Source organism: Streptomyces sp. NPDC041970, assembly GCF_055588985.1.
Genome location: NZ_JBVJCD010000014.1, coordinates 88,173 through 112,351 on the forward strand (window position 1 = coordinate 88,173; position 24,179 = coordinate 112,351).

The window sequence follows — 24,179 nt, forward strand, 5'->3', positions numbered from 1 at the left end:
GCGGAGGAGGAGGGTGCGGCGGGGGGGAAGGAGCCCCCCCCCCCCCCCCCTCCCCCCCCCCCCCCCCCCCCCCCCCCCCCCCCCCCCCACCGCCCGTCCCCACCCCCGTGTCACTGCGGGGACAGGGTGGGGGACCGGGCAGGGAGGACCGCTCCGCACGGTGCGGAGCGGTCGCTTCCGACGGGTGGCGCACGGGCGTGCACGACGTCCCGCTCGTGCGGGTGATCCCGCCACCGGGGCGCGGTACAAGGCCCTCCGCACGACTACACTCCACCCATAACACGCGTCAGGGCCCACAGTGTCGTGCGTCTACCACGCGGCTAGCCCCTCCACCGCCTGCGGCCGTCGGGACGGCCGTCCGCACTGGACTTGTGAGGACTCACGTGAGCTCGAAACCTGTCGTACTCATCGCTGAAGAGCTGTCGCCCGCCACGGTGGACGCTCTGGGTCCGGATTTCGAGATCCGGCACTGCAACGGCGCGGACCGCGCCGAGCTGATCCCCGCGATCGCCGACGCCGACGCCCTCCTGGTGCGCTCCGCCACCAAGGTCGACGCCGAGGCCATCGCGGCCGCGAAGAAGCTCCGGGTCGTGGCCCGCGCGGGCGTCGGCCTGGACAACGTCGACGTCTCCTCGGCCACCAAGGCCGGCGTGATGGTCGTCAACGCCCCCACCTCCAACATCGTCACCGCGGCCGAGCTGGCCTGCGGGCTGCTGGTGGCCACCGCGCGCAACATCCCGCAGGCCAACACCGCCCTGAAGAACGGCGAGTGGAAGCGTTCCAAGTACACCGGGGTCGAGCTCAGCGAGAAGGTCCTCGGCGTCGTCGGCCTCGGCCGCATCGGCGTCCTGGTCGCCCAGCGCATGTCGGCCTTCGGCATGAAGATCGTCGCCTACGACCCCTACGTCCAGCCGGCCCGCGCCGCGCAGATGGGCGTCAAGCTGCTCTCCCTGGACGAGCTGCTGGAGGTCGCCGACTTCATCACCGTGCACCTCCCCAAGACCCCCGAGACGCTGGGCCTGATCGGTGACGAGGCGCTGCACAAGGTCAAGCCGTCGGTGCGCATCGTCAACGCCGCCCGCGGCGGGATCGTGGACGAGGAGGCCCTGGCCTCCGCGCTCAAGGAGGGCCGCGTCGCGGGCGCCGGCCTCGACGTGTACGCGAAGGAGCCCTGCACCGACTCCCCGCTCTTCCAGTTCGACCAGGTCGTCTGCACCCCGCACCTCGGCGCGTCCACCGACGAGGCGCAGGAGAAGGCCGGCATCGCGGTCGCCCGGTCCGTCCGCCTCGCGCTCGCCGGCGAGCTGGTCCCGGACGCGGTCAACGTCCAGGGCGGCGTCATCGCGGAGGACGTGCGCCCCGGCCTGCCGCTCGCGGAGAAGCTCGGCCGGATCTTCACCGCGCTCGCGGGCGAGGTCGCGGCCCGCCTGGACGTCGAGGTGTACGGCGAGATCACCCAGCACGACGTCAAGGTGCTGGAGCTCTCGGCGCTCAAGGGCGTCTTCGAGGACGTCGTCGACGAGACCGTCAGCTACGTCAACGCCCCGCTCTTCGCGCAGGAGCGCGGCGTCGAGGTCCGCCTGACCACCAGCTCCGAGTCGCCCGACCACCGCAACGTGGTCACCGTGCGCGGCACCCTCGCCGACGGCCAGGAGGTCGCGGTCTCCGGCACGCTGGCGGGCCCGAAGAACCTCCAGAAGATCGTGGCCATCGGCGAGCACGACGTCGACCTGGCCCTCGCCGACCACATGGTCGTCCTGCGCTACCAGGACCGTCCCGGCGTGGTCGGCGCGGTCGGCAAGATCCTCGGCGAGGCCGGGCTGAACATCGCGGGGATGCAGGTCTCGCGGGCCGCGGTGGGCGGTGAGGCGCTGGTCGTCCTCACCGTCGACGACACGGTTCCGCAGCCGGTCCTGACCGAGATCGCGGAGGAGATCGGCGCCTCCTCGGCCCGCTCGGTGAACCTCACCGCCTGACGCGCCGCACGACCTCCGCTCCGTACCCGGCGGCGGGCCCCTCGTCCCCACGAGCGGCTCCGCCGCCGGGTACGTCGCCGTCCGGGGTCGGGGGACCGGTGGGGGGCGGGCCCGCTGCCGGGCCCTGGGACCCACGACGCGCGGACCGCGAGACCGGGGTGACCGGTGGTCAGGTCGCTCCCGGGCGTCGGGGGCGGTTCACGCACGTCCCCGGCGGCGCACCGGTGGGCCCACGCCCGGCCGCCGCTGCGCGGCCCGAACGCTGCTGCGGGTGCTGCTCCTCGTGCTGTCCGATGCGACGGGTCCCAGGGCCGTCGGACTGTCCGGCTCCGCGCTGTGGGCGGGAGCGGTGGGCGCACGAGTGCTCGGCCTCCTGCGTACGCCTCCGTGTCCGAAGACCGCTCCCGACACGCTCATCCCCTCCGGCGGGGAGAGATTCGTCGCCGAGGCCCGCGTCCGCGTGGAGGCGCCCGGCGGACGGCCGGTGGAATGGCACTCCTGCGATCCGGGGGCGGCCAGGGCCGCCCGCAGGGCGTTCCGCGGCGAGCGGGCGCCGGTCGAGACGGGGCTCACCCCGACGAAGCGGAACGACGGCACGAGGAAACCCGGAGCCCTGGACCGGTGGCCGAGTAGCCTGCAACGCATCGCGCCCCGGCCGCCCGGCCGGGCAGCGGCGGCGGAGCGGCCGGCCCGACGGAGGAGAGACGAGATGCGACGTGTGGTGCGGGGCTTCTGGGGCCCGAGGCCGGAGCCGGTGGAGGCGCTGGCCGACCGGTGGCGGCGGACCCTGGACGGGTTCGCCGAGCTGGTCCCGCAGGCGGCCGACGCCTGGAGCCAGGTCCACGCGAGCGGACCCGCGACCGCCTTCGCCGCCGACGGCGACACCCTGCTCGCCGCGCTGCGCACCGCCCAGGACGCGGCCGACTGGTCCGACCGCACCGGCACCGGGCTGCGGCTCGTCGGCACGGGCACGCCCGGCTGGGAGGCGGAGCTGAGCGGGCTGGCCGGGGGCGCGCCGGAGTTCCTGCTCCAGTCGGTCGCCGTCGTCCTGCACGCGCCGGACGCCGCCGCGGTGCCGGAGGAGGAGATCCTGTCGCTCCTGGTCCGGGTGTGGGAGCCGGACTTCGGCGACGTGAGCGACGACGACGTGCTGGACGCCTTGGAGGACGACGCCGGCTTCTCCGTGGGCGATCCCGTCGTCGGCCGGACCGGCTACCTCTCCCCGGCCCGTGCCGCCCTCGTCCCCGACGACCTGGCGGCCGTGCGCGCACCGCTGCCCGGCGGCGGGGAGCTGCTGAGCATCGCCGCCCCCGGCGACAGCGCCGCGGTGGTGCGGGCGTACGAGCGGCTGCGCGCGGCCGGGGCGCTGGTCCCGCTGCCCCGGCCGATGGACCGGGCCGTGCTGTGACCCGCGCGGCCGGGCGCGTCCTTCGCGGCGGACCGGGCGGCCGCCGAGGCAGGCGCTGCTGACCGCTCCCGTGCCGCCGGCCGATCGAGGGCGACCCGGTGACGGGCGAGTGAACGGGGATGCGCGAGGCGGGTTTCCGGAGCTAGCCGCTCTGGGAGGGGCCTGTGCCGGCCGGCGCGTACGCCCCCGAGGAGGCCGCCGCCCGTCTGGCCGGACTGGAGCGGGCGTCGGACGCCCGCCGGGGCCGCACCGCACGGTCCGGAGGGCTCCCGCTGCCGGGGCGACGGAACGGTGGTGCCGCGGAGCCGCCGTGCGCGGAGGACCCGTACGGCGATCTGAGCGTCTGGGGCCCGACGGCCCTCCCCGGCCGGGGGAGCGCGGCCAATGGATCGGCGTGGGCGTCGGCCGCGGCGACGGGGGCGCGCCGTTGGTGCCGGCCGCCCTGGTCAGCGACCGACCGGTGGCCGATCCGGTGGGCGCGGGCGGCCCGTGGGGGGCCGGGGCGCCGCCCCGCGCCTCACAGCCGCGCGCCCTTCAGCGCCATGTGCAGCAGCAGCCGGTCCTCGCCGTCGTCGAGGTCGAGCCCGGTGATCTGCTCGATCCGCGAGAGCCGGTAGTACAGCGTCTGGCGGTGGACGCCGAGCGCGGCGGCCGTCCGGCTCGCCTGGCCCGCGCAGTCCAGGAAGACCTCGGCGGTGCGGGCGAGGTCCCGGTGCGCCGGGGCCAGCAGCGGGGCGAGGGCCGGGTCCCGGCCGGTGTCGGTGGGGCGGGGGAGGGCGGTCAGCAGCCGGTACGGGCCGATCGCCGACCAACGGGCAACCGGGCCGAAGCGGCTCTCGGCGCGTGCCGCGCGGGCCGCCGCCACCGCCTCGCGCCAGGAGACCGCCAGCTCGTCCAGACCCCGGCGCGGCCCCGCGACGCCTCCGGTGGCGTCCGGTCCGGCGCCCGCGCGCAACCGGTCCGCGGCGCTGAGCGCCGGGTCCAGGCGGTCCGCCGAGCGGAGCCGGATCAGCGCCGCCAGCGCGCGGGGCCCCGGACCCGCCCCCGGCACGGCGACGCCCGCCAGGGCCGCCGCCGAGGCGACGCCCCGGACCGAGGGGAGGTCGTCGCCCCACGGGCCCACGCACACCACCGCGTGCAGCCCCTCCGCGTCCGGGCCCAGCGCCTCGCGCAGCGCGGCCACCGCGCTGTCGTGCTGCCGCCCCGGCCCGGCCGCGAGCACCGCGCCGAACTCCCGCGACAGGTCCGCCCCCGCCCGCGCCTCGTCGGAGAGCAGCGCCCCGATCCGGGCGGCGACCTCCATCGCGGCGTCCAGCCGCTCGTCGGCCGGGCCCGGATCGGCGTCGAGCAGCCAGACGTAACCGAGGACCACGCCCCGATGGCGCACCGGAAGGCAGATGCGGTCCCGGAAGACCCCGGCCTCCGGGGCGGCGGGGATGCGGACGGGCCCGGTCGCCCGCGTGATGCCGAACCCCTCGAACCAGGCGCGCACGGCGGGGGTGGAGCGGCGGGTCAGGATCGAACGGGTGCGGACCGGGTCCATCGCCGTGTCGTCGTCGCTGTCGTGGGCTCCGAAGGCGACCAGGCCGAAGTCCCGGTTCTCCAGGGTGGCCGGGGCGTCGAGGAGGGCCGAGATCTCGTCGACCAGTTCCTGGTAATCGCCTTTCACTCCGCCATTCTCGCACCCCTTCAGACAGATGTCTGAGATGACGGCCGCGGATGCGTGACAGGTGTCGATGGCACAGGGTCGAGGCGGTCCCTAGATTTCACCGTGGTTATCCGTGCCGTGCCGGTCCGTTCACATGCGTGCCGCTCAGGCGCGTTCGTCCGTATATTCGTGGAGGTGCCCCGTGCTGGGTCCCGTGATTCTCGCCGCGTCCCGCAGCGACAAGATGCGCCGGTTCGTCTCGGCCGCGCCCGGCACCAAGCAGGTCGTCGACCGCTTCATCGCCGGTGAGACCGTCGACCAGGTCGTGCCGATCGTCGAGGACGCCGCGGACAAGGGGCTGGAGGTCACGCTCGACGTCGTCGGCGAGGACATCACCACCCGCGCGCAGGCCGAGGCCGCCCGCGACGCTTACCTGGAGCTCATCGAGCGCCTGAGCGCCCTGGACCTCGGGGCCCGCGCCGAGATGTCCGTCAAGCTGTCGATGTTCGGCCAGTCGCTGGAGGGCGGCCACGAGCTGGCCCTCGCCAACGTGCGCCCCGTCGTCGAGGCCGCCGCCGCCATCGGCACCACGGTCACCCTGGACGCCGAGGACCACACCACCCTGGACTCGATGTTCGCCATCCACGAGGAGCTGCGGAAGGACTTCCCGCAGACCGGGTGCGTCATCCAGTCCTACCTCTTCCGCACCGAGGACGACGCCCGCCGCCTCGCCGCCGCCGGCAGCCGCGTACGCATCGTGAAGGGCGCCTACAAGGAGCCCGCCTCCGTCGCCTATCAGGACAAGGCCGAGATCGACAAGGCGTACGTCCGGGTCACCCGCATCCTGATGGAGGGCGAGGGCTACCCGATGATCGGCTCCCACGACCCCCGTCTCATCGCCATCGCCCAGGAGCTGGGCCGCCAGGCCGGGCGCAAACTGGACGAGTACGAGTTCCAGATGCTGTACGGCATCCGCAGCGACGAGCACGTCCGGCTCGCGGCCGAGGGCCACCGGATGCGCGTCTACACGGCGTACGGCACCGACTGGTACGGGTACTTCATGCGCCGCCTCGCGGAGAAGCCGGCCAACCTGCTGTTCTTCGCCCGCTCGATCCTCACCAAGGGCTGAGCCGGCCCAGGCCGACCCCCATCCCCGCCGACACCAAGGAGACAAGGCACTCATGGACGCCGTCACCCAGGTCCCCGCGCCGGTCAACGAGCCGGTCCACTCCTACGCTCCGGGCTCCCCGGAGCGCGCCCGCCTGGAGCAGAAGCTCAAGGAGCTGAGCGAGAACCCGATCGACCTGCCGATGACCATCGGCGGCGAGAAGCGGATGGGCGGCGGCGAGCGCTTCGACGTCGTGCAGCCGCACAACCACCGGGCCGTCATCGGCACCTTCGCCGCTGCCACCGAGCAGGACGCCCAGGACGCCATCGACGCGGCCCTCGCCGCCGCCCCGGCCTGGCGCGCGATGTCCTTCGACGACCGCGCGGCGATCATCCTGCGCGCCGCCGAGCTGCTGGCGGGCCCCTGGCGCGAGACGCTGGCCGCCTCCACCATGCTGGGCCAGTCCAAGACCGCCCAGCAGGCCGAGATCGACACCCCCTGCGAGCTGGTCGACTTCTGGCGCTTCAACGTGCACTACGCGCGCCAGATCCTCGCCGAGCAGCCCCCGGCGAACTCGCCGGGCGTGTGGAACCGCATGGACCACCGCCCGCTGGAGGGCTTCGTCTACGCGATCACCCCGTTCAACTTCACGGCCATCGCGGGCAACCTCCCCACCGCCCCCGCCCTCATGGGCAACGTCGTGGTGTGGAAGCCGTCCCCGACCCAGACCCACGCCGCCGTGCTGCTGATGCGCCTCCTGGAGGAGGCCGGCCTGCCCAAGGGCGTCATCAACCTGGTCACCGGCGACGGCATCGCCGTCTCCGAGGTGGCGCTGAACCACCGCGACCTGGCCGGCATCCACTTCACCGGCTCGACCCCCACCTTCCAGCACCTGTGGAAGACGGTCGGCAACAACATCGCCAACTACCGCACCTACCCGCGGCTCGTCGGCGAGACCGGCGGCAAGGACTTCGTCGTCGCGCACCCCAGCGCCGACCGCGCCGTGCTGAAGACCGCGCTGACCCGCGGCTCCTTCGAGTACCAGGGCCAGAAGTGCTCCGCCTCCTCGCGGGCGTACATCCCGGCCTCCCTGTGGAACTCCGGTTTCAAGGAGGAGTTCGCGGCCGAGGTCGACTCCATCACGATGGGCGACGTCACCGACCTGACGAACTTCATCGGCGCCGTCATCGACGAGCGCTCGTTCGCGAAGAACAAGGCCGCCATCGACCGCGCCGCGGCCGACCCGGCGTGCACGATCATCGCGGGCGGCACCTACGACGACTCGGTGGGCTACTTCGTCCGCCCGACCGTCATCGAGTGCTCCGACCCCGAGAACGAGGTCTTCACGACCGAGTACTTCGGCCCGATCCTCGCGGTCCACGTCTACGAGGACGAGAAGTACGACGCCATGCTGGAGCAGATGGAGTCGGTCTCCGACTACGCGCTGACCGGCTCGGTCATCGCGGGCGACCGCGCCGCCGCCGCGTACACGATGGACAAGCTGCGCTACGCCGCCGGCAACTTCTACATCAACGACAAGTCGACCGGCGCCGTCGTCGGCCAGCAGCCCTTCGGCGGCGGCCGCGCCTCCGGCACCAACGACAAGGCGGGCGCGCCGCAGAACCTCCAGCGCTGGACCCTGACCCGAGCCATCAAGGAGACGCTGGTCCCGCCGACCGACTACACCTACCCGCACCAGGGCTGACGCCCGCGCCGGGGCGCCGCAGCACGACGCCCCGGCTCCACGCCCCCCTGGGCGAACACCCCTGATCACCGCCCTCCGCCCGGCCCCCCTGCCGGACGGAGGGCGGCTTCGCGTACGGCCCCCGCGTGCGGCGGCCGGGCGGGAGCCGGGGTCAGACCTCCACCAGCACCTGGTCCAGCGACTTGCGCACCAGGTCGGGGACCTCGCAGTCGTCGGCCGGGTGGCCCACGGGGATCACGGCGAACGCCTTCTCGTTCTCCGGGCGGCCCAGCACCTCGCCGAGGAAGCGCATCGGGCTCGGGGTGTGGACCAGCGCGGCCAGCCCGGACAGGTGCAGGGCGCTCAGCAGCATCCCCACCGCGATGCCGACCGACTCGTCGACGTAGTAGTGCTTGCGCTTCGTGCCGTCCGCGCCGAGCCAGTAGCGCTGCTGGAACACCACGATCAGGCCGGGCGCGTCCGTCATGTGGGCCTTCACCGCGTCGGTGCCCAGGGGGCGCAGCGCCGCGAGCCACTCCTCGCCGAGCCGCCCGTCGTAGCTCAGCCGCTCCTCGCGCTCGGCGGCCTCCCGGATCTGCCGGCGCACCTCGGGGTTCTTGACCAGGACGAACGTCCACGGCTGCTGGTGGGCGCCGGAGGGGGCGGTCGCCGCGCAGGCGATGGCGTCCCGCAGCACCTGGTCGGGGACCGGGTCGGGGGCGAAGGCGCGGACGGTCCTGCGCTCGTCCATCCGCGCCCGCAGCCGGGCGGCGCGCGCCAGCGACTCCTCGGGCGGCACCCGCTCCGGGCGGTAGGGGGTGGGGCGGTAGGGGTCGCCGTGGACGGGCGACCACCGGCGGGTCTCGGGCGTCGTGTGAGGCATGGCGGCAGTGTGCGCGGCGGGGCCGGACGGGGGAAGCCCGCCGCCGGACAGGCGCGGGAACCGGTCCCGGTCAGTGTCCGGTGACCGGGGCGTCCCCGCCGCGGGCGCCGGGCGGGCGGCCTGCGAGGCTGGGGGCGTGACCGGGTTCCCCGCCGTGCGCACCGCGCACACATCCGAGCTGTCCGCCCCCGAGCGCGCCGCCGTCCGCGCCCTGCTCGACGCCGCCTTCGACGGGGACTTCGACGACGCCGACTGGGACCACTGCCTGGGCGGCGTCCACGCCCTGGCGTACGACGCGGACGGCGTGCCCGTCGCCCACGGCAGCGTCGTCCAACGCCGCGTGCTGCACCGGGGCCGCTGCCACCGCGTCGGCTACGTGGAGGCCGTCGCCGTCCGCGCCGACCGCCGCCGCGAAGGGCTCGGCCACCGCGTGATGGCCGCCCTGGAGCACGTCGTCGACCGGGCGTACGACTTCGGCGCGCTGTCCGCCTCCGACGAGGGCGCGGCCCTGTACGCGGCGCGCGGCTGGCAGGTCTGGCCGGGCCGGCTCGCGGCCCTCGGCCCGGACGGCCCCGTGCCGCTGCCCGAGGAGGAGGCCAGCACGTACGTCCGCCCCGCGGCCGGCCGCCTCCTGCCGGCGCCCGCCCACCCGCTGGCCTTCGACTGGCGCGACGGCGCCCTGCTCTGACGGCGCGGCCGTCCCGTCCGGAGAGAGCGGCAGGAGGACTGGCCGTCTCAAATAGTAGGAAGCCCGAGTATCTGTGGAGACAGAACGGCCGGACTGTCCTAGCGTTGTAGGAGCCGAACGATTCGCTCGATCGAGCGACCGGCGGATGCGGGCGCGCGCCCCGAAGCAGGCAACCCCTGCGGCGTACGCTCCCCGCCCCTCGCGGCCCCCGAGAACCCCGACCCGCTCTGCCGACGCCGTGCCGTCCGCCCGGTGCCGCCGACCGCTCCGCCGGTCCCCGGCCCGGCGGCGGCCCGGCCTCGACGCCCACGCGAGCCAAAGGAGTCGATCCACCATGGCCGAGACCACCGCCCGCCGCGTCCGCCACGCCTCCCGCCCGGCCGAGACGGAGCGCGAGAACGCCGCCGCCGCCCTCCAGCGCGCCCTCGACCGCCGCGACAACGGCGGCTCGACCGGCCACTGAGCCCCGCCGCCCGCCCACCCCATGGCCTCTGTCCACATGATGGACGCGGTATGTCATGGGGTGGGACGCGCCGTTAGGCTTTCCGCATGTCTCGCAGCATCGATCTCGCAGTGATCCCCGGTGACGGAATCGGCCGGGAAGTCGTGGCCCAGGGCCTCAAGGTCCTCAACGCTGTCCTCCCGCAGGACGTGAAGCTGGAGACCAAGGAGTACGACCTCGGCGCCCAGCGCTGGCACCGCACCGGCGACACCCTCCCGGACGCGGAGCTGGAGGCGCTGAAGAACCACGACGCCATCCTGCTCGGCGCGATCGGCGACCCCTCCGTGCCGTCCGGCGTCCTGGAGCGCGGGCTGCTGCTGAAGCTGCGCTTCGCCTTCGACCACTTCATCAACCTGCGGCCCTCCAAGCTCTTCCCGAGCACCGCGACCCCGCTCGCCGGTCGCCCGGACATCGACTTCGTCGTCGTCCGCGAGGGCACCGAGGGCCCGTACACCGGCAACGGCGGCTCGCTGCGCACCGGCACCCCCGCCGAGGTCGCCACCGAGGTCAGCGTCAACACGGCGTACGGCGTCGAGCGCGTCGTCCGGGACGCCTTCGAGCGCGCGGCCGCCCGCCCGCGCAAGAAGCTGACGCTGGTCCACAAGAACAACGTCCTCGTCTACGCCGGCCACCTGTGGAAGAACACCTTCGACCGGGTCGCCGCCGAATACCCGCAGGTCAGCACCGACTACCTGCACGTCGACGCCGCGACGATCTTCTTCGTCACCCAGCCGGAGCGCTTCGACGTCATCGTCACCGACAACCTCTTCGGCGACATCCTCACCGACCTCGCCGCCGCCGTGACCGGCGGCATCGGCCTGGCCGCCTCCGGCAACATCAACCCGACGGGCGCCTTCCCGTCCATGTTCGAGCCGGTCCACGGCTCGGCCCCCGACATCGCGGGCCAGGGCAAGGCCGACCCGACCGCCACGGTCCTCTCCGTCGCCCTCCTGCTGCGCCACCTCGGCTACGAGGCCGAGGCCGCCCGCATCGAGGACGCCGTCTCCGCCGACCTCGCGGCGCGCGACGGGGCCGCCGCCCGGACGACCGACGAGATCGGTGACGCCCTCGCCGTACGCGTGGCGAGCTGACCCGACGACTCCCTGTGAGAAGCCGCCGGGCCGCACCAGCGCCCGGCGGCTTCACCTGTGCGGCCTCCGGGTGCCACCATCGATCCCCGGACCGCATTCACGCCATTTCGTGCCCGGCCCCCCGCAAGTGATAATCGAACGCGGGGCCGCGGCTCGCGGTAGAGCTCGGACGTCCTGGAACCCGACCGGAAGCGTCGGGCGAGAACGGGTGTGAGCGCGGTCCATCACATACAAGACCGGTGAAGGACACGCATTCATGACGACGCCCACGATCGAGCTCAAGCCCTCCTCGAACCCGCTGTCCGACGCGGAGCGCGAGGCGATCCTGGTCAACCCCGGATTCGGCCGCCACTTCACCGACCACATGGTGACCATCCGCTGGACCGAGGGGCGCGGCTGGCACGACGCCCAGCTCGTCCCCTACGGCCCGCTGTCGCTGGACCCGGCCAACATGACCCTGCACTACGCGCAGGAGATCTTCGAGGGCCTGAAGGCGTACCGCCGCCCCGACGGCTCGGTGGCCACCTTCCGCCCCGACGCCAACGCCCGCCGCTTCCAGCGCTCCGCCGCCCGTCTGGCGATGCCCGAGCTGCCCGTGGAGACGTTCATCGCGGCCTGCGACGCGCTGGTCGAGCAGGACAAGGCGTGGGTCCCGGCGCACGGCGGCGAGGAGTCCCTCTACCTGCGCCCGTTCATGATCGCCACCGAGGTGGGCCTCGGCGTGAAGCCGGCCAACGAGTACCTCTTCCTGGTCATCGCCTCGCCCGCCGGCGCCTACTTCCCCGGCGGTGTGAAGCCCGTCTCCATCTGGCTCTCCGAGAACCGCGTCCGCGCCGTCCCCGGCGGCATGGGCGACGCGAAGACCGGCGGCAACTACGCCGCCTCCCTCCTCGCCCAGGCCGAGGCCGCCGCACACGGCTGCGCCCAGGTCGCCTACCTCGACGCGGTCGAGCACACGTGGGTCGAGGAGCTGGGCGGCATGAACCTCTACTTCGTGTACGCCCAGGAGGACGGCTCCCGGAAGATCGTCACCCCGGCCCTCACCGGCTCGCTGCTGGCCGGAGTCACCCGCGACTCCCTCCTCACGGTCGCCCGCGACCTCGGTTACGGCGCCGAGGAGGGCCGGATCTCCATCGACCAGTGGCGCGAGGACACCGAGAACGGCTCCCTGGTCGAGGTCTTCGCCTGCGGCACGGCCGCCGTCATCACCCCGGTCGGCCTGGTCAAGTCCGAGCGCGGCGAGTGGACGCAGAGCGCGGGCGAGCCCGGCGAGGTCACCATGAGGCTCCGCGAGCGCCTCCTCGACATCCAGCGCGGCACGGCCGAGGACACCCACGGCTGGATGCACCCGCTCGGCTAGCCCCCCCCCGGACCCCGCACCCGACCAGGACCCCCGAGGCCCGCACCGGGGTGCGGGGTCCCCACCGCCGCACCTTCCGCCGACAGGAGAGCCACCGCCCCGCCCGGCGGGCGCGCCGGTGGCACGACCGCATCCTGAGACGCCGGGGTCACGCGCGCGACGCTGTGCAAGACTGCTGCCGTGTCCTCGTTCGTCATGATTATTGGCAGCAGGCGCGCCGGTCCGCAGTGACCGTTCCGTACCACCCCGTACGGCACGGCCGCCGTGCCCCAGACCCGCGCGCAGACCTCTCGCACCCGCGAGGGGTTTTTTGTTTTCCGGCCCCCATCCGGGGCCGGGACGGGCGCACGGGGCGACGGGGCAAGTGGAGCCAGATCATCCGGATTCACTCGTCCGACAGGAGTCAGACCAGCATGACCACCAAGGCCACCGCCTCCGACGGCAGTTTCCACGTCTTCGACACCACCCTGCGCGACGGCGCCCAGCGTGAGGGCATCAACCTGACGGTCGCGGACAAGCTGACCATCGCCCGGCATCTGGACGCCTTCGGGGTGGGGTACATCGAGGGCGGCTGGCCGGGGGCCAACCCCCGCGACACGGAGTTCTTCGCCCGTGCCCAGCAGGAGGTCCGGTTCGAGAACGCCCAGCTCGTGGCGTTCGGCGCGACCCGCAGGGCCGGTGGCAGCGCGGCCGAGGACCCGCAGGTCAAGGCGCTCCTGACGTCCGGGGCCCCGGTGATCACGCTGGTGGCCAAGGCGCACGACCGCCATGTGGAACTGGCCCTGCGCACCACCCTGGAGGAGAACCTGGAGATGGTCCGCGACACCGTCTCCCACCTGCGCGAGCAGGGCCGCCGGGTCTTCGTGGACTGCGAGCACTTCTTCGACGGCCACCGGGCGAACCCCGCGTACGCCACGTCCGTGGTCCGTGCCGCGCACGAGGCCGGCGCCGAGGTCGTCATCCTCTGCGACACCAACGGCGGGATGCTCCCCGCGCAGGTCCAGGCCGTCGTCGCCACCGTCCTCGCGGACACCGGGGCCCGTCTCGGCATCCACGCCCAGGACGACACCGGCTGCGCCGTCGCCAACACCCTGGCCGCCGTGGACGCCGGGGCCACCCACGTCCAGTGCACGGCCAACGGCTACGGCGAGCGGGTCGGCAACGCCAACCTCTTCCCGGTCGTCGCCGCTCTGGAACTCAAGTACGGCATGAAGGTGCTGCCCGAGGGCGCGCTCGCCGAGATGACCCGGATCTCGCACGCCATCGCGGAGGTCGTCAACCTCGCCCCCTCCACCCATCAGCCGTACGTGGGCGTCTCGGCCTTCGCCCACAAGGCCGGGCTGCACGCCTCGGCCATCAAGGTCGACCCCGACCTGTACCAGCACATCGCCCCGGAGCTGGTCGGCAACACCATGCGGATGCTGGTCTCCGACATGGCCGGCCGCGCCTCCATCGAGCTGAAGGGCAGGGAGCTCGGCATCGACCTCGGCGACGACCGCGCCCTGGTCGGCCGGGTCGTGGAACGGGTCAAGGAGCGCGAGCTCCAGGGCTACACCTACGAGGCCGCCGACGCCTCCTTCGAGCTGCTGCTGCGCGGCGAGGTCGAGGGACGGGCCCGCCGCTACTTCCGTACGGAGTCATGGCGGGCCATCGTCGAGGACCGCCCCGACGGCACGCACGCCAACGAGGGCACCGTGAAGCTCTGGGCCAAGGGCGAGCGGATCGTCGCCACCGCCGAGGGCAACGGACCGGTCAACGCCCTGGACCGGGCCCTGCGGGTCGCCCTGGAGCGGATCTACCCCCAGCTCGCCAAGTTGGAGCTGGTCGACTACAAGGTCCGCATCCTGGAGGGGCGCACCGGCACCGAGTCCACCACCCGCGTGCTGATCACCACGGGCGACGGCACGGGCGACTGGGCGACCGTGGGCGTGGCGGAGAACGTCATCGCCGCGTCCTGGCAGGCGCTGGAGGACGCGTACACCTACGGGCTGCTGCGGGCGGGCGTCGAGCCGACCGAGTAGCCGAGGCGCACTCCGGGCGGGCCTCGCCGTTCGCCGCCCGCCTGGAGTAGCGTGAAGTATGAGGAAAAGGCTTTTCTCCGCATTGCTGGCAGGCCTGCTGCTCATCTTCGCCGCAGCGGCCCTGGCCCTGACCCCGGCGGCCTCGGCCGCCCCCGCCGGGACCCTCGCCGACGCCGCCCGAGCCCTGCGCGAGGACCCGGTCCATGTGGACCCCGCGGCCCGCGACCAGCTCTCCGCCGCCCAGGAGAAGGCCCTGGAGAACAAGATCGTCAAGGCGGACAAGCCGGTGTTCGTGGCCGTGCTTCCCGACACCCCGGCCTTCCCCGAGGAGGGCCTGCTCCAGACCCTGCGCGGCGACACCGGCGTCACCGGCGTCTACGCCGTCCGGCTCGGCGACGGGTTCGACGCGGGCGCCGACCCGCAGGTCATGCCCACCCGCGCGGTCGACAACCTCACCGCCTCCGTGAAGGGCCCCGCGACCGACACGGACGCGGCGGCCCAGCTCAACGCCTTCGTCGACCGCGCCGTCGAACAGGCGCGCGGCTCCGCACCGGCCTCCTGGTCCGGCGACGGCGCGACGGACGGCTCAGGCGCTCCGGTCGGCGGCCTGATCACGCTCGGCGCCCTGGTGGCGGCGGGCGGCGCGGGCGTCTACGCGGTCACCCGCCGCAGCAGGCGCCGCCGCGAGGAGGAGGAGCGCGCCGCGCTCGACAAGCTCCGGGTCGTCGTCGACGAGGACATCACGGCGTACGGCGAAACCCTCGAACGCCTCGACTTCCACCCCGCCGAACCGGGCGCGGACGACGCCATGCGCGCCGACTACGCACGGGCCCTGGACTCCTACGAGAGCGCCAAGACCAGGATGGAACGGGCCACGCACCCCTCCGACGTGCGAGGAGTCACCCAGACCCTGGAGGACGGCCGCTACTCCCTCGCGGTCCTGGAGGCCCGCCGCACCGGCGGGGAGCTGCCGGCCCGCAGGCCGCCGTGCTTCTTCGACCCGCGCCACGGCCCCTCGGTCGCGGACGTGCTGTGGACCCCGGCCGGCGGCGCGTCCCGCGAGGTGCCGGTCTGCGGCGCGGACGAGGCGCGGCTGCGTGCGGGCGAGGACCCCATGAGCCGCACGGTGGACGTCGGCGGCGGGGCGCGCCGCCCGTACTGGGAGGCGGGCCCGGCGTACGGGCCGTGGGCCGGCGGCTACTTCGGCGGCGGCCTGCTCCCCGGCCTCCTGGTCGGCACCATGCTCGGCTCGATGCTCGCCACCCCGGCGTACGCCTCCGAGTACGGCGGCGGCGACTTCGGCGGCGGGGCGGGCGGCGGCGAGTTCTCCGGCACCGACTTCGACGCCTCCGGCTTCGGCGGAGGCTTCGGCGACGGAGGCGGAGGCGGATTCGGCGACGGCGGCGGCTTCGGCGGAGGAGGCGGCGGTTTCGACGGGGGCGGGTTCTGAGCGGCTACCCGACCCCGTTGTGCGCGGCCGCCCACCAGGCGGCCACCCCGCCGAGGACGATCAGCAGGCAGGCCACCGCGTTGGTGCGCCGGTAGGAGACGAGGACCGCGGTGAACTCGCGGATCGTCGCGTTCGGCCAGAAGTACGCGGCCGTGGGCGAGCCGACCACCTGCCCCCGGATGCGGACCTGTCGGGCGGTGAGGGCGGCGCGGAAGGCGTGGTAGTTGTTCGTGACGACCACGCACCGGTAGTCCGGGTTCGCCCTCTCCATGATCGCCCTGCTGAACCGCAGGTTCTCCTCGGTCGTCGTCGAACGGTCCTCCCGCTCGATGAGGTGGGCCGGGAACCCCTCGGCCACCAGGTGGTCGGCCATGGCGTGGGACTCCGGCAGGTCCTCGTCGGGCCCCTGGCCCCCCGAGGTGATCAGCACCGGGGACCCGCCGTGCCGGGCGAGCCGCGCGTGGACCGCGCGGGCCCGCTTCAGGCGGCTCGCCAGCAGCGGCGGCACGGTGGAGCCGCCCACCAGCCCCGAGCCGAGCACCACCACGAAGTCGGCCTTGCGGCGCACCCGCAGCCGCCCGTAGAGGAACGCGTAGCAGACGAAGCACAGGAAGAGGAACGAGACGTAGAGCGCCAGACCGCCGGCCGCCACCGCCACCCCCGTCAGCACCGGGGTGCGCACGCTCACGGCGGTGACGAGCAGCGCCACGACGCCGGCGATGGCCAGCGCGGCCGCCAGCGAGAGCAGGTTGGACGGGCTCCTGCCCTCCTTGCGCAGCATCCGTACGCCGTTGAGGAGGAGGAAGCACGTCAGCACGAGGACGGCCAGCGCCCCCAGCACCAGCAGCGACCAGGCCGCGACCTCGCCCGACGCCGTCCCCGACCTGATCAGCCGGTACAGCCAGGCGGCCACCGCGCAGAGCACGGCGAGCCCCAGGACCACGGCGTTGCTGAACTTCCGGCGGTCGTGCAGCACGCTCGCGCAGAAGACGGCGAAGAGGAGGGCCGCCGGGGCGTAGACCATCATCCGCACAGCGTATGCGGCACGCCGACGCCCCCCGACAGCGGCCGGGACGAGGAGAGCCGGGCGTGCCCTTTCCGGGTTCCGAGCCGTTGAAGCCGACATGAAGAAGCGAAGCGTACTCGCCGTCATCACCCTCGCCGCCGGAGCGGTCGTCGCCGCGATCTCCCCGCCCCCCGGCGGCGGGGACACCGCACACGCGGCCGAACCGGCCGTCTCCCTCGGCACGCTGGACGATTTCGGCGGACTCGGCCACCTGCTCGAAGGGCCTGCGGGCGCGACCTCCACCGCCGGGGGGGTGACCACCACCGTCTCCGGGACCGAAACGCTCTGACCCGAGACCCGACCCCCCGACCGCGAGGACCGGGCGCCGACCACCGACGCGCCGCGGAAGCGCCGGCGGACCCGACCGGACCGGGCACGGACGGTCGGGTCCGCCGTGTTCTCCCCTGCCTACGGTGGACGGGAAAGAGGAGGGGGCAGGCGTGCTGGAGCGGTTGAACGAAGCGATGGAGCACATCGAGGCGCACCTCGGCGAACGCGTCGAGGCCGCCGAGCTGGCTCGTATCGCCGGGACGTCGGAGTACCACTTCCGCAGGGTGTTCTCCGCGCTGGCGGGCGTACCGCTGGGGGAGTACGTCCGCCGTCGCCGCATGACGCTCGCGGGCGCCGACGTGCTCGCGGGCGACCGGACGCTGCTGGACGTGGCCGTGCGGTACGGCTACGACACGGGGGAGGGCTTCGCCCGCGCGTTCCGGGCGGTGCACGGCGTCGGGCCGGGCGAGGCGCGGCGCGACGGCGCGGTCCTGCGGTCCCAGCAACGCCTGACCTTCCGGCTCGTCGTCGAAGGGAGCAGTGCCGTGCGGTACCGGCTGGTGAAGAAGGAAGAGTTCCGCGTGGTGGGGAGGAAGGCGCGCGTGCCCCTGGTCCACGAGGGTCCGAACGAGGCCATCGAGCGGTTCGTCCGGGGCATCGGCAAGGAGGGGCTGCGGCGCATCGAGGCCCTGTCCGACCAGGAGCCGGCCGGGTTGCTCGGGGTGAGCGACCAGCTCGACCCCAGTCGCGCGGAGGGCACCGGACTCGACTACTACCAAGGGGCGGCGACGGGCCAGGAGCCGCCCGAGGACCTGGACGTGCTGACGGTGGAGGCCGGTTCCTGGGCCGTCTTCGAGAGCACGGGCCCGTTCCCGCGAACACTCCAGCACCTGTGGCGGGACGTGTTCACGCAGTGGTTCCCGTCGAACCCGTACGCATCCCGGCCGGGCCCGGAGATCCTGCGGGTGGAACTGTCCGAGGACGGGACGGAGGCGGACGCCGAACTCTGGCTGCCGGTGGAGCGGACCCGACCGCCCGTCGGCTGAGCCGGGGCCGTCCGCGGGGCCGTCGTTGATCGCGGCGCTCGGACGGCCTTGCCGTTCCGGCAAGCATCGTTGCCATCCTGTGCGTGGTGGGCCCATCGTTCCGGTAACCGGGGGGCCCACCCCCGGACGAGCGGGACGAACGGGAGCGGCATGAAGCGGCAGCGGTACGACGTGGTGATCGTGGGCGGCGGGGCCGCCGGCCTGAGCGGGGCGCTGAACCTGGCGCGGGCCCGGCGTTCGGTCCTGGTGATCGACGCGGGGGAGCCCCGCAACGCCCCCGCCGCCCATGTGCACAACTACCTGGGCCGGGAGTCGGCGCCGCCCGGCGAGCTGCTGGCGATCGGCCGGGGCGAGGCGAGCGGGTACGGCGCGGAGGTCGTCGGGGGCCGGGCGGCAGCGGCCGAGCGGCTGCCCGGAGGGCGCGGCTTCCGGGTGGCGACGGAGGACGGCCGCTCGGTGGAGGCGCGCCGGCTCCTGGTGGCCACGGGGCTCGTCGACGAGCTGCCGCCCGTGCCCGGACTGGCGGAGCGGTGGGGCCGCGAGGTGCTGCACTGCCCGCACTGCCACGGACACGAGGTGGCGGACCGCCCGATCGGCGTCCTCGGCACGGGCCCCCTCGCCGTGCACCAGGCGCTGATGTGGCGGCAGTGGAGCGCGGACGTGACGCTCTTCCGCCACACGGGCCCGGAGCCCGCGGACGAGGAGTGCGAGGAGCTGGCGGCGCGGGGCGTGGCGGTGGTGGACGGCGAGGTGTCCGGCCTGGAGGTCACGGACGACCGCCTCACCGGCGTACGCCTGGCCGGCGGGCGGGTCGTCCCGCGCGAGGCCCTGGTGGTCCAGGCCCGGTTCACCGCCCGCTCGGCCGTGCTCGCGTCCCTGGGCGTCGAACCGGTCGCCCAGGAGACGCGCGGCGCGGTCGTGGGCACGTACGTCCCCGCCGACGCCACCGGTGCGACCGGGGTCCCCGGCGTCTGGGTGGCGGGCAACGTCTCCGACCTCACCGCCCAGGTCGTCGGCGCGGCGGCGGCGGGCCTGCGCGCGGGCTGCGCGATCAACGCGGACCTGACCGCCGAGGACACCCGGCTGGCGGTCGCGGCCCGCCGGGGGTGACGCCGCAGGCCGCAGGCCGCGGCCCACGGCCCACGGCCGAAGGCCCGCGGCTCGCGGCAGAGGGCCCACCCTTCGACCGGGCGGATCGGCGGGCCCGTCCCGCCCCCGCGCGGGACCGCCCCCGCCTCGCCGCTCAAGATCACGGCAGGCAGGATGTCCCTCATGTCGACGACGAACACACCGAAGGCGGCGACGCTCGACGACGCCCCGCTGGTCGGCCGCGTCCTGGCCCGTGCCTTCCAGGACGACCCGATGATGGGCTGGTTCCTCCCCGGCGGGGCCGCGCGCCAGGACGACCTCGCCCGCTACTTCGCGACGATCTTCAGCAGGCAGTACCTCCGGCACGGGGTGTGCGAGCGCACCGGGTCCGCGGCCGCCTTCTGGGTGCCGCCGCAGGGGCAGGCCAAGGCCGTCCCCGACGCGGAGACCGTCCAGGAGCTGGAGGCGATCCTGGGCGACAGGGCGCCCCTGTTCCGCGAGGCCGTCGAGGCGGCCGCCCAGCACAGCCCCCAGGAACCGCACTGGTACCTGGCCGTCATCGGGGCGGACCCGGACGCGCGGGGCCAGGGGCACGGGGCCGCGCTGCTGCGGTCCGGACTGGCCCGCGCCGACGCGGCGGGCCTGCCCGTCTACCTGGAGTCCTCCAAGCCGGACAACCTGCCCGTCTACGAGCACTTCGGCTTCACCGTGCTCGGGGAGGCCCGCCTGCCCGGCGGCGGCCCGCCGCTCTGGGCGATGCGGCGCGGACCGCGCCCCGCCGCCGCGTGACCGTCCGCCCCCACGCACGCCGGACGCCCGCCTCCGCCCCGGAAAGGGGTGGCGGCGGGCGTTCCGTTTGCGGCGTCCGGCCGGTCAGCCCTGCGGGGCGGCCTTGATCGCGGAGATGTCGAAGGTGAGCTTCACCTTGTCGCTGACCATCACGCCGCCGGTCTCCAGCGCCGCGTTCCAGGTCAGGCCCCAGTCGGAGCGCAGGATCTCCGCGCTGCCCTCGAAGCCGACGCGCTGGTTGCCGTAGACGTCGGTGGCGGAGCCGTTGAACTCCAGGTCGATGGAGAGCGGGCGCGTCACGTCCTTGATGGTGAGATCGCCGGTGACGCGGTAGGCGTCGCCGCCCGACTGCTCCGCACCGGTGGAGCGGAACGTCATGAGGGGGAACCGCTCGGCGTCGAAGAAGTCGCCGCTGACCAGGTGGCGGTCGCGGTCGGCGATGCCGGTGTCGACGGAGGCGATCCGCACGTCGATGGAGGCCGAGGAGGCGGCCGGGTCGGCGCCGTTCAGGACCAGGGTGCCCTCGTGGTCGGCGAAGGAGCCGCGCACGTTGGTGACCATCGCGTGGCGCACGGTGAAGCCGATGCGGCTGTGCGCCGGGTCCAGGGTGTACGTGCCGGTCAGCGCGGCGAGCGCCGGGTCCACCGCGGGGGCCTCGGCGGCGGGGGCGGTGGTCGGCTTGCGGGTGAACAGAGCCATGGCTCCTCCTCGGGGATGTGCTGGGGAACGGCGGCGGGACTCCGCCGACGAGGTTGTTTAACGTTCAACGAGATTCACTGTAGCGAGTTCTGGTTCAACATTCAACATCTTCGTCGAAGGCCCTTCCCCGGCCGGTGAGCAACCCGCCGCGGACCGCCCCCGGTGCGGGAGGCGGCCCGCGGCGGGGGCGGTCTCAGGCGATCGGGTCCGCCGCGGGGCCCTCCTCCGCCAGCAGCTTCCGGGCGAACGCCTCCCACTGCGCGTACCGGTCGGGGTGCGCGGACCGCTGCACCGCCTGGCACGCCTCGCCCGGCGCCCTGTCCTCCCAGCCGTCGACCTGGAGCAGCCCTGGGTTGCTGCTGGGCGAGGGCAGCCCGTAGAAGGACCTGGCCGAGGTCGGCACGTGGGTGATCTGCTCCGGCGTGCCCCACCCCATGCTGGGGCGCTGCTGGAAGACGCCGAGCGAGTCGCCGTTGACCGGGGACGTGTAGTTGACGAACGTCGACTCCTGCATGGCCGTCATCAGGGCGATGACCTGGCCCTGCGCGGGGATGCCCGCGCCCTTCCCGACGCCGATGACCGTACGGGCGTGGGCGAGCTGCTCCGGGCCGAGGTCGGCCGGAGCGGCGAAGGCCGCGCGCAGTTCGCTGTCCGGGGCCGCCCTGAGCAGGCGGGCGGTGGCGGTGTCGACCCGGCCGGTCGGCGGCAGCCCGTACCGCTGCTGGAAGGCGCGCAGCCCGTGCGCGCCGGGGGCGGGGGCCCCTGGCGCCGGCGGGGCCGGTTCCGCGCGGGCCGGGGCGGCGGCGGTCAGCAGGAACCCGACGGCGAGCGCCGCGAGCGCGCGGCGGGGGAGAGGGGTGTTTCGCATACGGAACCGTCCCGACGGGCCCCGGTGAAGTCAAGAACGCCACGCGGGAGGGCAGGTGATGGCCTGTCACCCGCCTGGCGCCCTCACCGCCCGTCGGGCGTACGGTGTCCGGGCCCGCATCCGCCGTGCCCGGCGCGGGCCCTCCGCGCACGTGCCGTCCGGGCGGATGGCCAAAGTGCCGGACGGCGTCGTGGAGGGCGGCAGCCGTGGGAGCCGTGCGCCGGCGTCGAGCGGTGCGACGCCCGCTTCCGGAGCGGAAGGGGGCCGCCCGCCGGGGCGCCGGGCGGTGACGCTCCGCCATACTGGGGAAGCCGCCGGCCCCGCTCCGTGACGTGTGGTCCACGGCACAGCCCGCCTTTGTGGGGTCTCCATAAACCGGCGCGGCGTTTCGCTGGTGGCTCGCCTGCCCGGCGAAAAGGTTCTGTTCACTCCCACCACGAAACCGGGCAGGAGACTGTACGGAGTGGACGGCGCGATTTCTGGGTCCGGGTTCGTAGGGTCGGTACATGACCGTTGTGGACGAAACCCAGGGTGAGCCGAACGACACCCGAGGCCGGGTGGCCGAGCTGCTGGCTCTGCGCGAGCAGGCGCGGCGCGGACCGAGCGAGCGGGCGACCGAGGCGCAGCACGCCAAGGGCAAGCTGACCGCGCGCGAGCGCATCGAGCTGCTGCTGGACCCTGGCTCGTTCAAGGAGGTCGAGCAGTTGCGCCGGCACCGGGCCACCGGTTTCGGCCTGGAGGCCAAGAAGCCCTACACCGACGGGGTCATCACCGGCTGGGGCACCGTCGAGGGCCGTACGGTCTTCGTCTACGCCCACGACTTCCGGATCTTCGGCGGAGCGCTGGGCGAGGCCCACGCCACGAAGATCCACAAGATCATGGACATGGCCATCTCGGCCGGCGCGCCGCTGGTCTCGCTGAACGACGGCGCCGGCGCCCGTATCCAGGAGGGCGTCTCCGCCCTCGCCGGATACGGCGGGATCTTCCAGCGGAACACCCGCGCCAGCGGCGTCATCCCGCAGATCTCCGTCATGCTCGGCCCGTGCGCGGGCGGCGCGGCCTACAGCCCGGCGCTCACCGACTTCGTCTTCATGGTCCGCGAGACCTCGCAGATGTTCATCACCGGACCGGACGTCGTCAAGGCGGTCACCGGCGAGGAGATCACCCAGAACGGCCTCGGCGGCGCGGACGTGCACGCCGAGACCTCGGGCGTCGCGCACTTCGCGTACGACGACGAGGAGACCTGCATCGCGGAGGTCCGCTACCTGATCGGGATGCTGCCCTCCAACAACCGCGAGAACCCGCCGACGGTCGAGAGCGACGACCCGGCCGACCGGCGCGGCGACGTCCTGCTGGACCTGGTCCCGGCCGACGGCAACCGCCCGTACGACATGCACCAGGTCATCGAGGAGCTCGTCGACGACGGCGACTACCTGGAGATCCACGAGCGCTGGGCCCGCAACATCGTCTGCGCGCTGGCCCGCCTCGACGGCCAGGTCGTCGGCATCGTCGCCAACCAGCCGCAGGTGCTGGCCGGTGTCCTGGACATCGAGGCCTCCGAGAAGGCCGCCCGCTTCGTCCAGATGTGCGATGCGTTCAACATCCCGATCATCACTCTTCTGGACGTACCCGGCTTCCTCCCCGGCGTCGATCAGGAGCACGGTGGAATCATCCGCCACGGTGCGAAGCTGCTGTACGCCTACTGCAACGCCACCGTGCCGCGGATCTCGCTGATCCTGCGCAAGGCCTACGGAGGCGCCTACATCGTCATGGACAGCCAGTCCATCGGAGCGGACCTCACCTACGCCTGGCCCACCAACGAGATCGCCGTGATGGGGGCCGAGGGCGCCGCCAACGTCATCTTCCGGCGCCAGATCGCGGACGCCGAGGACTCCGACGCCATGCGCACCCGCATGGTCAAGGAGTACAAGGCCGAGCTGATGCACCCCTACTACGCGGCCGAGCGCGGCCTGGTCGACGACGTCATCGACCCCGCCGAGACCCGCGAGGTGCTCATCGCCTCGCTCGCCATGCTCCGCAGCAAGCACGCCGACCTGCCGTCCCGCAAGCACGGCAACCCCCCGCAGTAGCCGTCCTTCCCGGCGCCGCGCGCCCCGAAGACCACGACCCGCTGCCCAGAAGACGGAGACCCCCCATGATCCCGACCACCGCCGAGTCCGTCCTACGCGTCGAGAAGGGCCACGCCGGCCCCGAGGAACTGGCCGCCATCACCGCGGTCCTCCTCGCCCGCGCCGCCGCCCGGCCCGCCGCCCCCGCCCACCGCGGCCGCGACACCGCGGGCTGGCGCCGACTGGAGCGCACGCCGGGCTTCCGCGCCCCGCACAGTTGGCAGGGCTGAACCGCACGGACGCGAAGCGCCGGGGCCCGCACTCCTCATCGGGAGTGCGGGCCCCGGCGCGTCGGGCGGTCGATCAGCGCAGGCGGGCCATGAGGGCGTGTTCGACGAGGGTGATGAGGGCGCTCTTGGCGTCGGCGCGGTGGCGGGCGTCGGTGGTGAGGATGGGGGTGTCGG

21 protein-coding genes and 1 pseudogene are annotated in these 24,179 nt (G+C 73.9%); 16 read left to right on the plus strand and 6 right to left on the minus strand.

Annotated features, from left to right (window positions below):
* Positions 1-383 precede the first annotated feature (383 nt).
* Together serA and ACZ6EJ_RS10635 are read left to right on the plus strand one after the other, a co-directional pair.
* Complete coding sequence (gene serA, locus ACZ6EJ_RS10630; RefSeq protein ID WP_469266107.1) at positions 384-1,976, plus strand: phosphoglycerate dehydrogenase; 1,593 nt, start codon at positions 384-386, stop codon at positions 1,974-1,976.
* A 709-nt stretch (positions 1,977-2,685) separates the two neighbouring features.
* On the plus strand, positions 2,686-3,384 hold the full coding sequence (locus ACZ6EJ_RS10635; RefSeq protein WP_469266139.1) for a hypothetical protein: 699 nt from the start codon (positions 2,686-2,688) through the stop codon (positions 3,382-3,384).
* Positions 3,385-3,901: 517 nt separating this feature from the next.
* Here ACZ6EJ_RS10635 and ACZ6EJ_RS10640 read toward each other — a convergent pair.
* On the minus strand, positions 3,902-5,053 hold the full coding sequence (locus ACZ6EJ_RS10640; RefSeq protein WP_469266108.1) for a PucR family transcriptional regulator: 1,152 nt from the start codon (positions 5,051-5,053) through the stop codon (positions 3,902-3,904).
* A 181-nt stretch (positions 5,054-5,234) separates the two neighbouring features.
* On the opposite strand from ACZ6EJ_RS10640, the gene ACZ6EJ_RS10645 reads away from it, so the two are divergent.
* On the plus strand, positions 5,235-6,161 hold the full coding sequence (locus tag ACZ6EJ_RS10645; protein ID WP_469266109.1) for a proline dehydrogenase family protein: 927 nt from the start codon (positions 5,235-5,237) through the stop codon (positions 6,159-6,161).
* A gap of 52 nt (positions 6,162-6,213) precedes the next feature.
* The gene (pruA, locus tag ACZ6EJ_RS10650) at positions 6,214-7,845 is read left to right on the plus strand and encodes an L-glutamate gamma-semialdehyde dehydrogenase (RefSeq protein ID WP_469266111.1); all 1,632 of its coding nucleotides are present in this window, start codon (positions 6,214-6,216) and stop codon (positions 7,843-7,845) included.
* Positions 7,846-7,996: 151 nt separating this feature from the next.
* Here pruA and ACZ6EJ_RS10655 read toward each other — a convergent pair whose 3' ends face one another.
* Positions 7,997-8,707: a nitroreductase family protein gene (locus ACZ6EJ_RS10655; RefSeq protein ID WP_469266113.1), complete on the minus strand. Its 711-nt coding sequence runs from the start codon at positions 8,705-8,707 to the stop codon at positions 7,997-7,999.
* A 136-nt stretch (positions 8,708-8,843) separates the two neighbouring features.
* Between ACZ6EJ_RS10655 and ACZ6EJ_RS10660 the strand changes: the two genes are divergently transcribed.
* The 6 genes from ACZ6EJ_RS10660 to ACZ6EJ_RS10685 all read left to right on the plus strand — a co-directional run bounded on the left by ACZ6EJ_RS10660 (position 8,844) and on the right by ACZ6EJ_RS10685 (position 15,819).
* On the plus strand, positions 8,844-9,395 hold the full coding sequence (locus ACZ6EJ_RS10660; RefSeq protein ID WP_469266114.1) for a GNAT family N-acetyltransferase: 552 nt from the start codon (positions 8,844-8,846) through the stop codon (positions 9,393-9,395).
* Between the two features lie 334 nt (positions 9,396-9,729).
* Positions 9,730-9,858, plus strand: a complete 129-nt coding sequence (locus tag ACZ6EJ_RS10665) for a hypothetical protein (RefSeq protein ID WP_469266115.1) — start codon at positions 9,730-9,732, stop codon at positions 9,856-9,858.
* A gap of 86 nt (positions 9,859-9,944) precedes the next feature.
* Positions 9,945-10,988, plus strand: coding sequence for a 3-isopropylmalate dehydrogenase (locus ACZ6EJ_RS10670; RefSeq protein ID WP_469266116.1), 1,044 nt, complete (start codon positions 9,945-9,947; stop codon positions 10,986-10,988).
* A gap of 256 nt (positions 10,989-11,244) precedes the next feature.
* A complete protein-coding gene (locus ACZ6EJ_RS10675; protein ID WP_469266118.1) occupies positions 11,245-12,348 on the plus strand; it encodes a branched-chain amino acid aminotransferase in 1,104 nt (367 codons plus the stop codon).
* A gap of 413 nt (positions 12,349-12,761) precedes the next feature.
* Positions 12,762-14,369, plus strand: a complete 1,608-nt coding sequence (gene cimA / locus ACZ6EJ_RS10680; protein WP_469266119.1) for a citramalate synthase — start codon at positions 12,762-12,764, stop codon at positions 14,367-14,369.
* A 58-nt stretch (positions 14,370-14,427) separates the two neighbouring features.
* Positions 14,428-15,819 carry a hypothetical protein gene (locus ACZ6EJ_RS10685; RefSeq protein WP_469266120.1) on the plus strand — a complete coding sequence of 464 codons (1,392 nt, stop codon included), beginning with the start codon at positions 14,428-14,430 and terminating at the stop codon, positions 15,817-15,819.
* A gap of 4 nt (positions 15,820-15,823) precedes the next feature.
* On the opposite strand, the gene ACZ6EJ_RS10690 is transcribed toward ACZ6EJ_RS10685, so the two are convergent.
* Entirely contained in the window at positions 15,824-16,846 is a 1,023-nt protein-coding gene (locus ACZ6EJ_RS10690) for a YdcF family protein (protein WP_469266121.1), read from the minus strand.
* 97 nt (positions 16,847-16,943) lie between these two features.
* Between ACZ6EJ_RS10690 and ACZ6EJ_RS10695 the strand changes: the two genes are divergently transcribed.
* From ACZ6EJ_RS10695 to ACZ6EJ_RS10710, 4 genes are all read left to right on the plus strand, one after another.
* On the plus strand, positions 16,944-17,174 hold the full coding sequence (locus ACZ6EJ_RS10695; protein WP_469266123.1) for a hypothetical protein: 231 nt from the start codon (positions 16,944-16,946) through the stop codon (positions 17,172-17,174).
* A gap of 151 nt (positions 17,175-17,325) precedes the next feature.
* Positions 17,326-18,201 (plus strand): AraC family transcriptional regulator, encoded by an 876-nt coding sequence (locus ACZ6EJ_RS10700; protein WP_469266125.1) that lies wholly within the window; start codon positions 17,326-17,328, stop codon positions 18,199-18,201.
* Positions 18,202-18,351: 150 nt separating this feature from the next.
* A complete protein-coding gene (locus ACZ6EJ_RS10705) occupies positions 18,352-19,311 on the plus strand; it encodes an NAD(P)/FAD-dependent oxidoreductase (protein ID WP_469266127.1) in 960 nt (319 codons plus the stop codon).
* A gap of 153 nt (positions 19,312-19,464) precedes the next feature.
* Positions 19,465-20,079, plus strand: coding sequence for a GNAT family N-acetyltransferase (locus tag ACZ6EJ_RS10710; RefSeq protein ID WP_469266129.1), 615 nt, complete (start codon positions 19,465-19,467; stop codon positions 20,077-20,079).
* Positions 20,080-20,163: 84 nt separating this feature from the next.
* Here the strand turns inward: ACZ6EJ_RS10710 and ACZ6EJ_RS10715 are convergent, their stop codons facing one another.
* Positions 20,164-20,778 carry a YceI family protein gene (locus tag ACZ6EJ_RS10715; protein ID WP_469266130.1) on the minus strand — a complete coding sequence of 205 codons (615 nt, stop codon included), beginning with the start codon at positions 20,776-20,778 and terminating at the stop codon, positions 20,164-20,166.
* Positions 20,779-20,971: 193 nt separating this feature from the next.
* Positions 20,972-21,646 carry a peptidoglycan-binding domain-containing protein gene (locus ACZ6EJ_RS10720; RefSeq protein WP_469266132.1) on the minus strand — a complete coding sequence of 225 codons (675 nt, stop codon included), beginning with the start codon at positions 21,644-21,646 and terminating at the stop codon, positions 20,972-20,974.
* Between the two features lie 506 nt (positions 21,647-22,152).
* Here ACZ6EJ_RS10720 and ACZ6EJ_RS10725 point away from each other — a divergent pair.
* Together ACZ6EJ_RS10725 and ACZ6EJ_RS10730 are read left to right on the plus strand one after the other, a co-directional pair.
* Positions 22,153-23,736, plus strand: a complete 1,584-nt coding sequence (locus tag ACZ6EJ_RS10725) for an acyl-CoA carboxylase subunit beta (RefSeq protein ID WP_469266134.1) — start codon at positions 22,153-22,155, stop codon at positions 23,734-23,736.
* 65 nt (positions 23,737-23,801) lie between these two features.
* A complete protein-coding gene (locus ACZ6EJ_RS10730) occupies positions 23,802-24,005 on the plus strand; it encodes an acyl-CoA carboxylase subunit epsilon (RefSeq protein WP_469266136.1) in 204 nt (67 codons plus the stop codon).
* A gap of 73 nt (positions 24,006-24,078) precedes the next feature.
* Here the strand turns inward: ACZ6EJ_RS10730 and ACZ6EJ_RS10735 are convergent.
* A pseudogene (locus tag ACZ6EJ_RS10735) lies at positions 24,079-24,179 on the minus strand (ATP-binding protein); the annotation flags it as partial.

What these genes read in the sequence shown, in the direction of transcription:
- ACZ6EJ_RS10635 (WP_469266139.1), top strand. Translation starts at nt 2,686, where the DNA reads ATGCGACGTGTGGTGCGGGGCTTCTGGGGCCCGAGGCCGGAGCCGGTG.
- pruA (WP_469266111.1), top strand. Translation starts at nt 6,214, where the DNA reads ATGGACGCCGTCACCCAGGTCCCCGCGCCGGTCAACGAGCCGGTCCAC.
- ACZ6EJ_RS10655 (WP_469266113.1), bottom strand. Translation starts at nt 8,707, where the DNA reads ATGCCTCACACGACGCCCGAGACCCGCCGGTGGTCGCCCGTCCACGGC.
- ACZ6EJ_RS10665 (WP_469266115.1), top strand. Translation starts at nt 9,730, where the DNA reads ATGGCCGAGACCACCGCCCGCCGCGTCCGCCACGCCTCCCGCCCGGCC.
- ACZ6EJ_RS10670 (WP_469266116.1), top strand. Translation starts at nt 9,945, where the DNA reads ATGTCTCGCAGCATCGATCTCGCAGTGATCCCCGGTGACGGAATCGGC.
- ACZ6EJ_RS10675 (WP_469266118.1), top strand. Translation starts at nt 11,245, where the DNA reads ATGACGACGCCCACGATCGAGCTCAAGCCCTCCTCGAACCCGCTGTCC.
- cimA (WP_469266119.1), top strand. Translation starts at nt 12,762, where the DNA reads ATGACCACCAAGGCCACCGCCTCCGACGGCAGTTTCCACGTCTTCGAC.
- ACZ6EJ_RS10685 (WP_469266120.1), top strand. Translation starts at nt 14,428, where the DNA reads ATGAGGAAAAGGCTTTTCTCCGCATTGCTGGCAGGCCTGCTGCTCATC.
- ACZ6EJ_RS10690 (WP_469266121.1), bottom strand. Translation starts at nt 16,846, where the DNA reads ATGATGGTCTACGCCCCGGCGGCCCTCCTCTTCGCCGTCTTCTGCGCG.
- ACZ6EJ_RS10695 (WP_469266123.1), top strand. Translation starts at nt 16,944, where the DNA reads ATGAAGAAGCGAAGCGTACTCGCCGTCATCACCCTCGCCGCCGGAGCG.
- ACZ6EJ_RS10705 (WP_469266127.1), top strand. Translation starts at nt 18,352, where the DNA reads ATGAAGCGGCAGCGGTACGACGTGGTGATCGTGGGCGGCGGGGCCGCC.
- ACZ6EJ_RS10710 (WP_469266129.1), top strand. Translation starts at nt 19,465, where the DNA reads ATGTCCCTCATGTCGACGACGAACACACCGAAGGCGGCGACGCTCGAC.
- ACZ6EJ_RS10715 (WP_469266130.1), bottom strand. Translation starts at nt 20,778, where the DNA reads ATGGCTCTGTTCACCCGCAAGCCGACCACCGCCCCCGCCGCCGAGGCC.
- ACZ6EJ_RS10720 (WP_469266132.1), bottom strand. Translation starts at nt 21,646, where the DNA reads ATGCGAAACACCCCTCTCCCCCGCCGCGCGCTCGCGGCGCTCGCCGTC.
- ACZ6EJ_RS10725 (WP_469266134.1), top strand. Translation starts at nt 22,153, where the DNA reads ATGACCGTTGTGGACGAAACCCAGGGTGAGCCGAACGACACCCGAGGC.
- ACZ6EJ_RS10730 (WP_469266136.1), top strand. Translation starts at nt 23,802, where the DNA reads ATGATCCCGACCACCGCCGAGTCCGTCCTACGCGTCGAGAAGGGCCAC.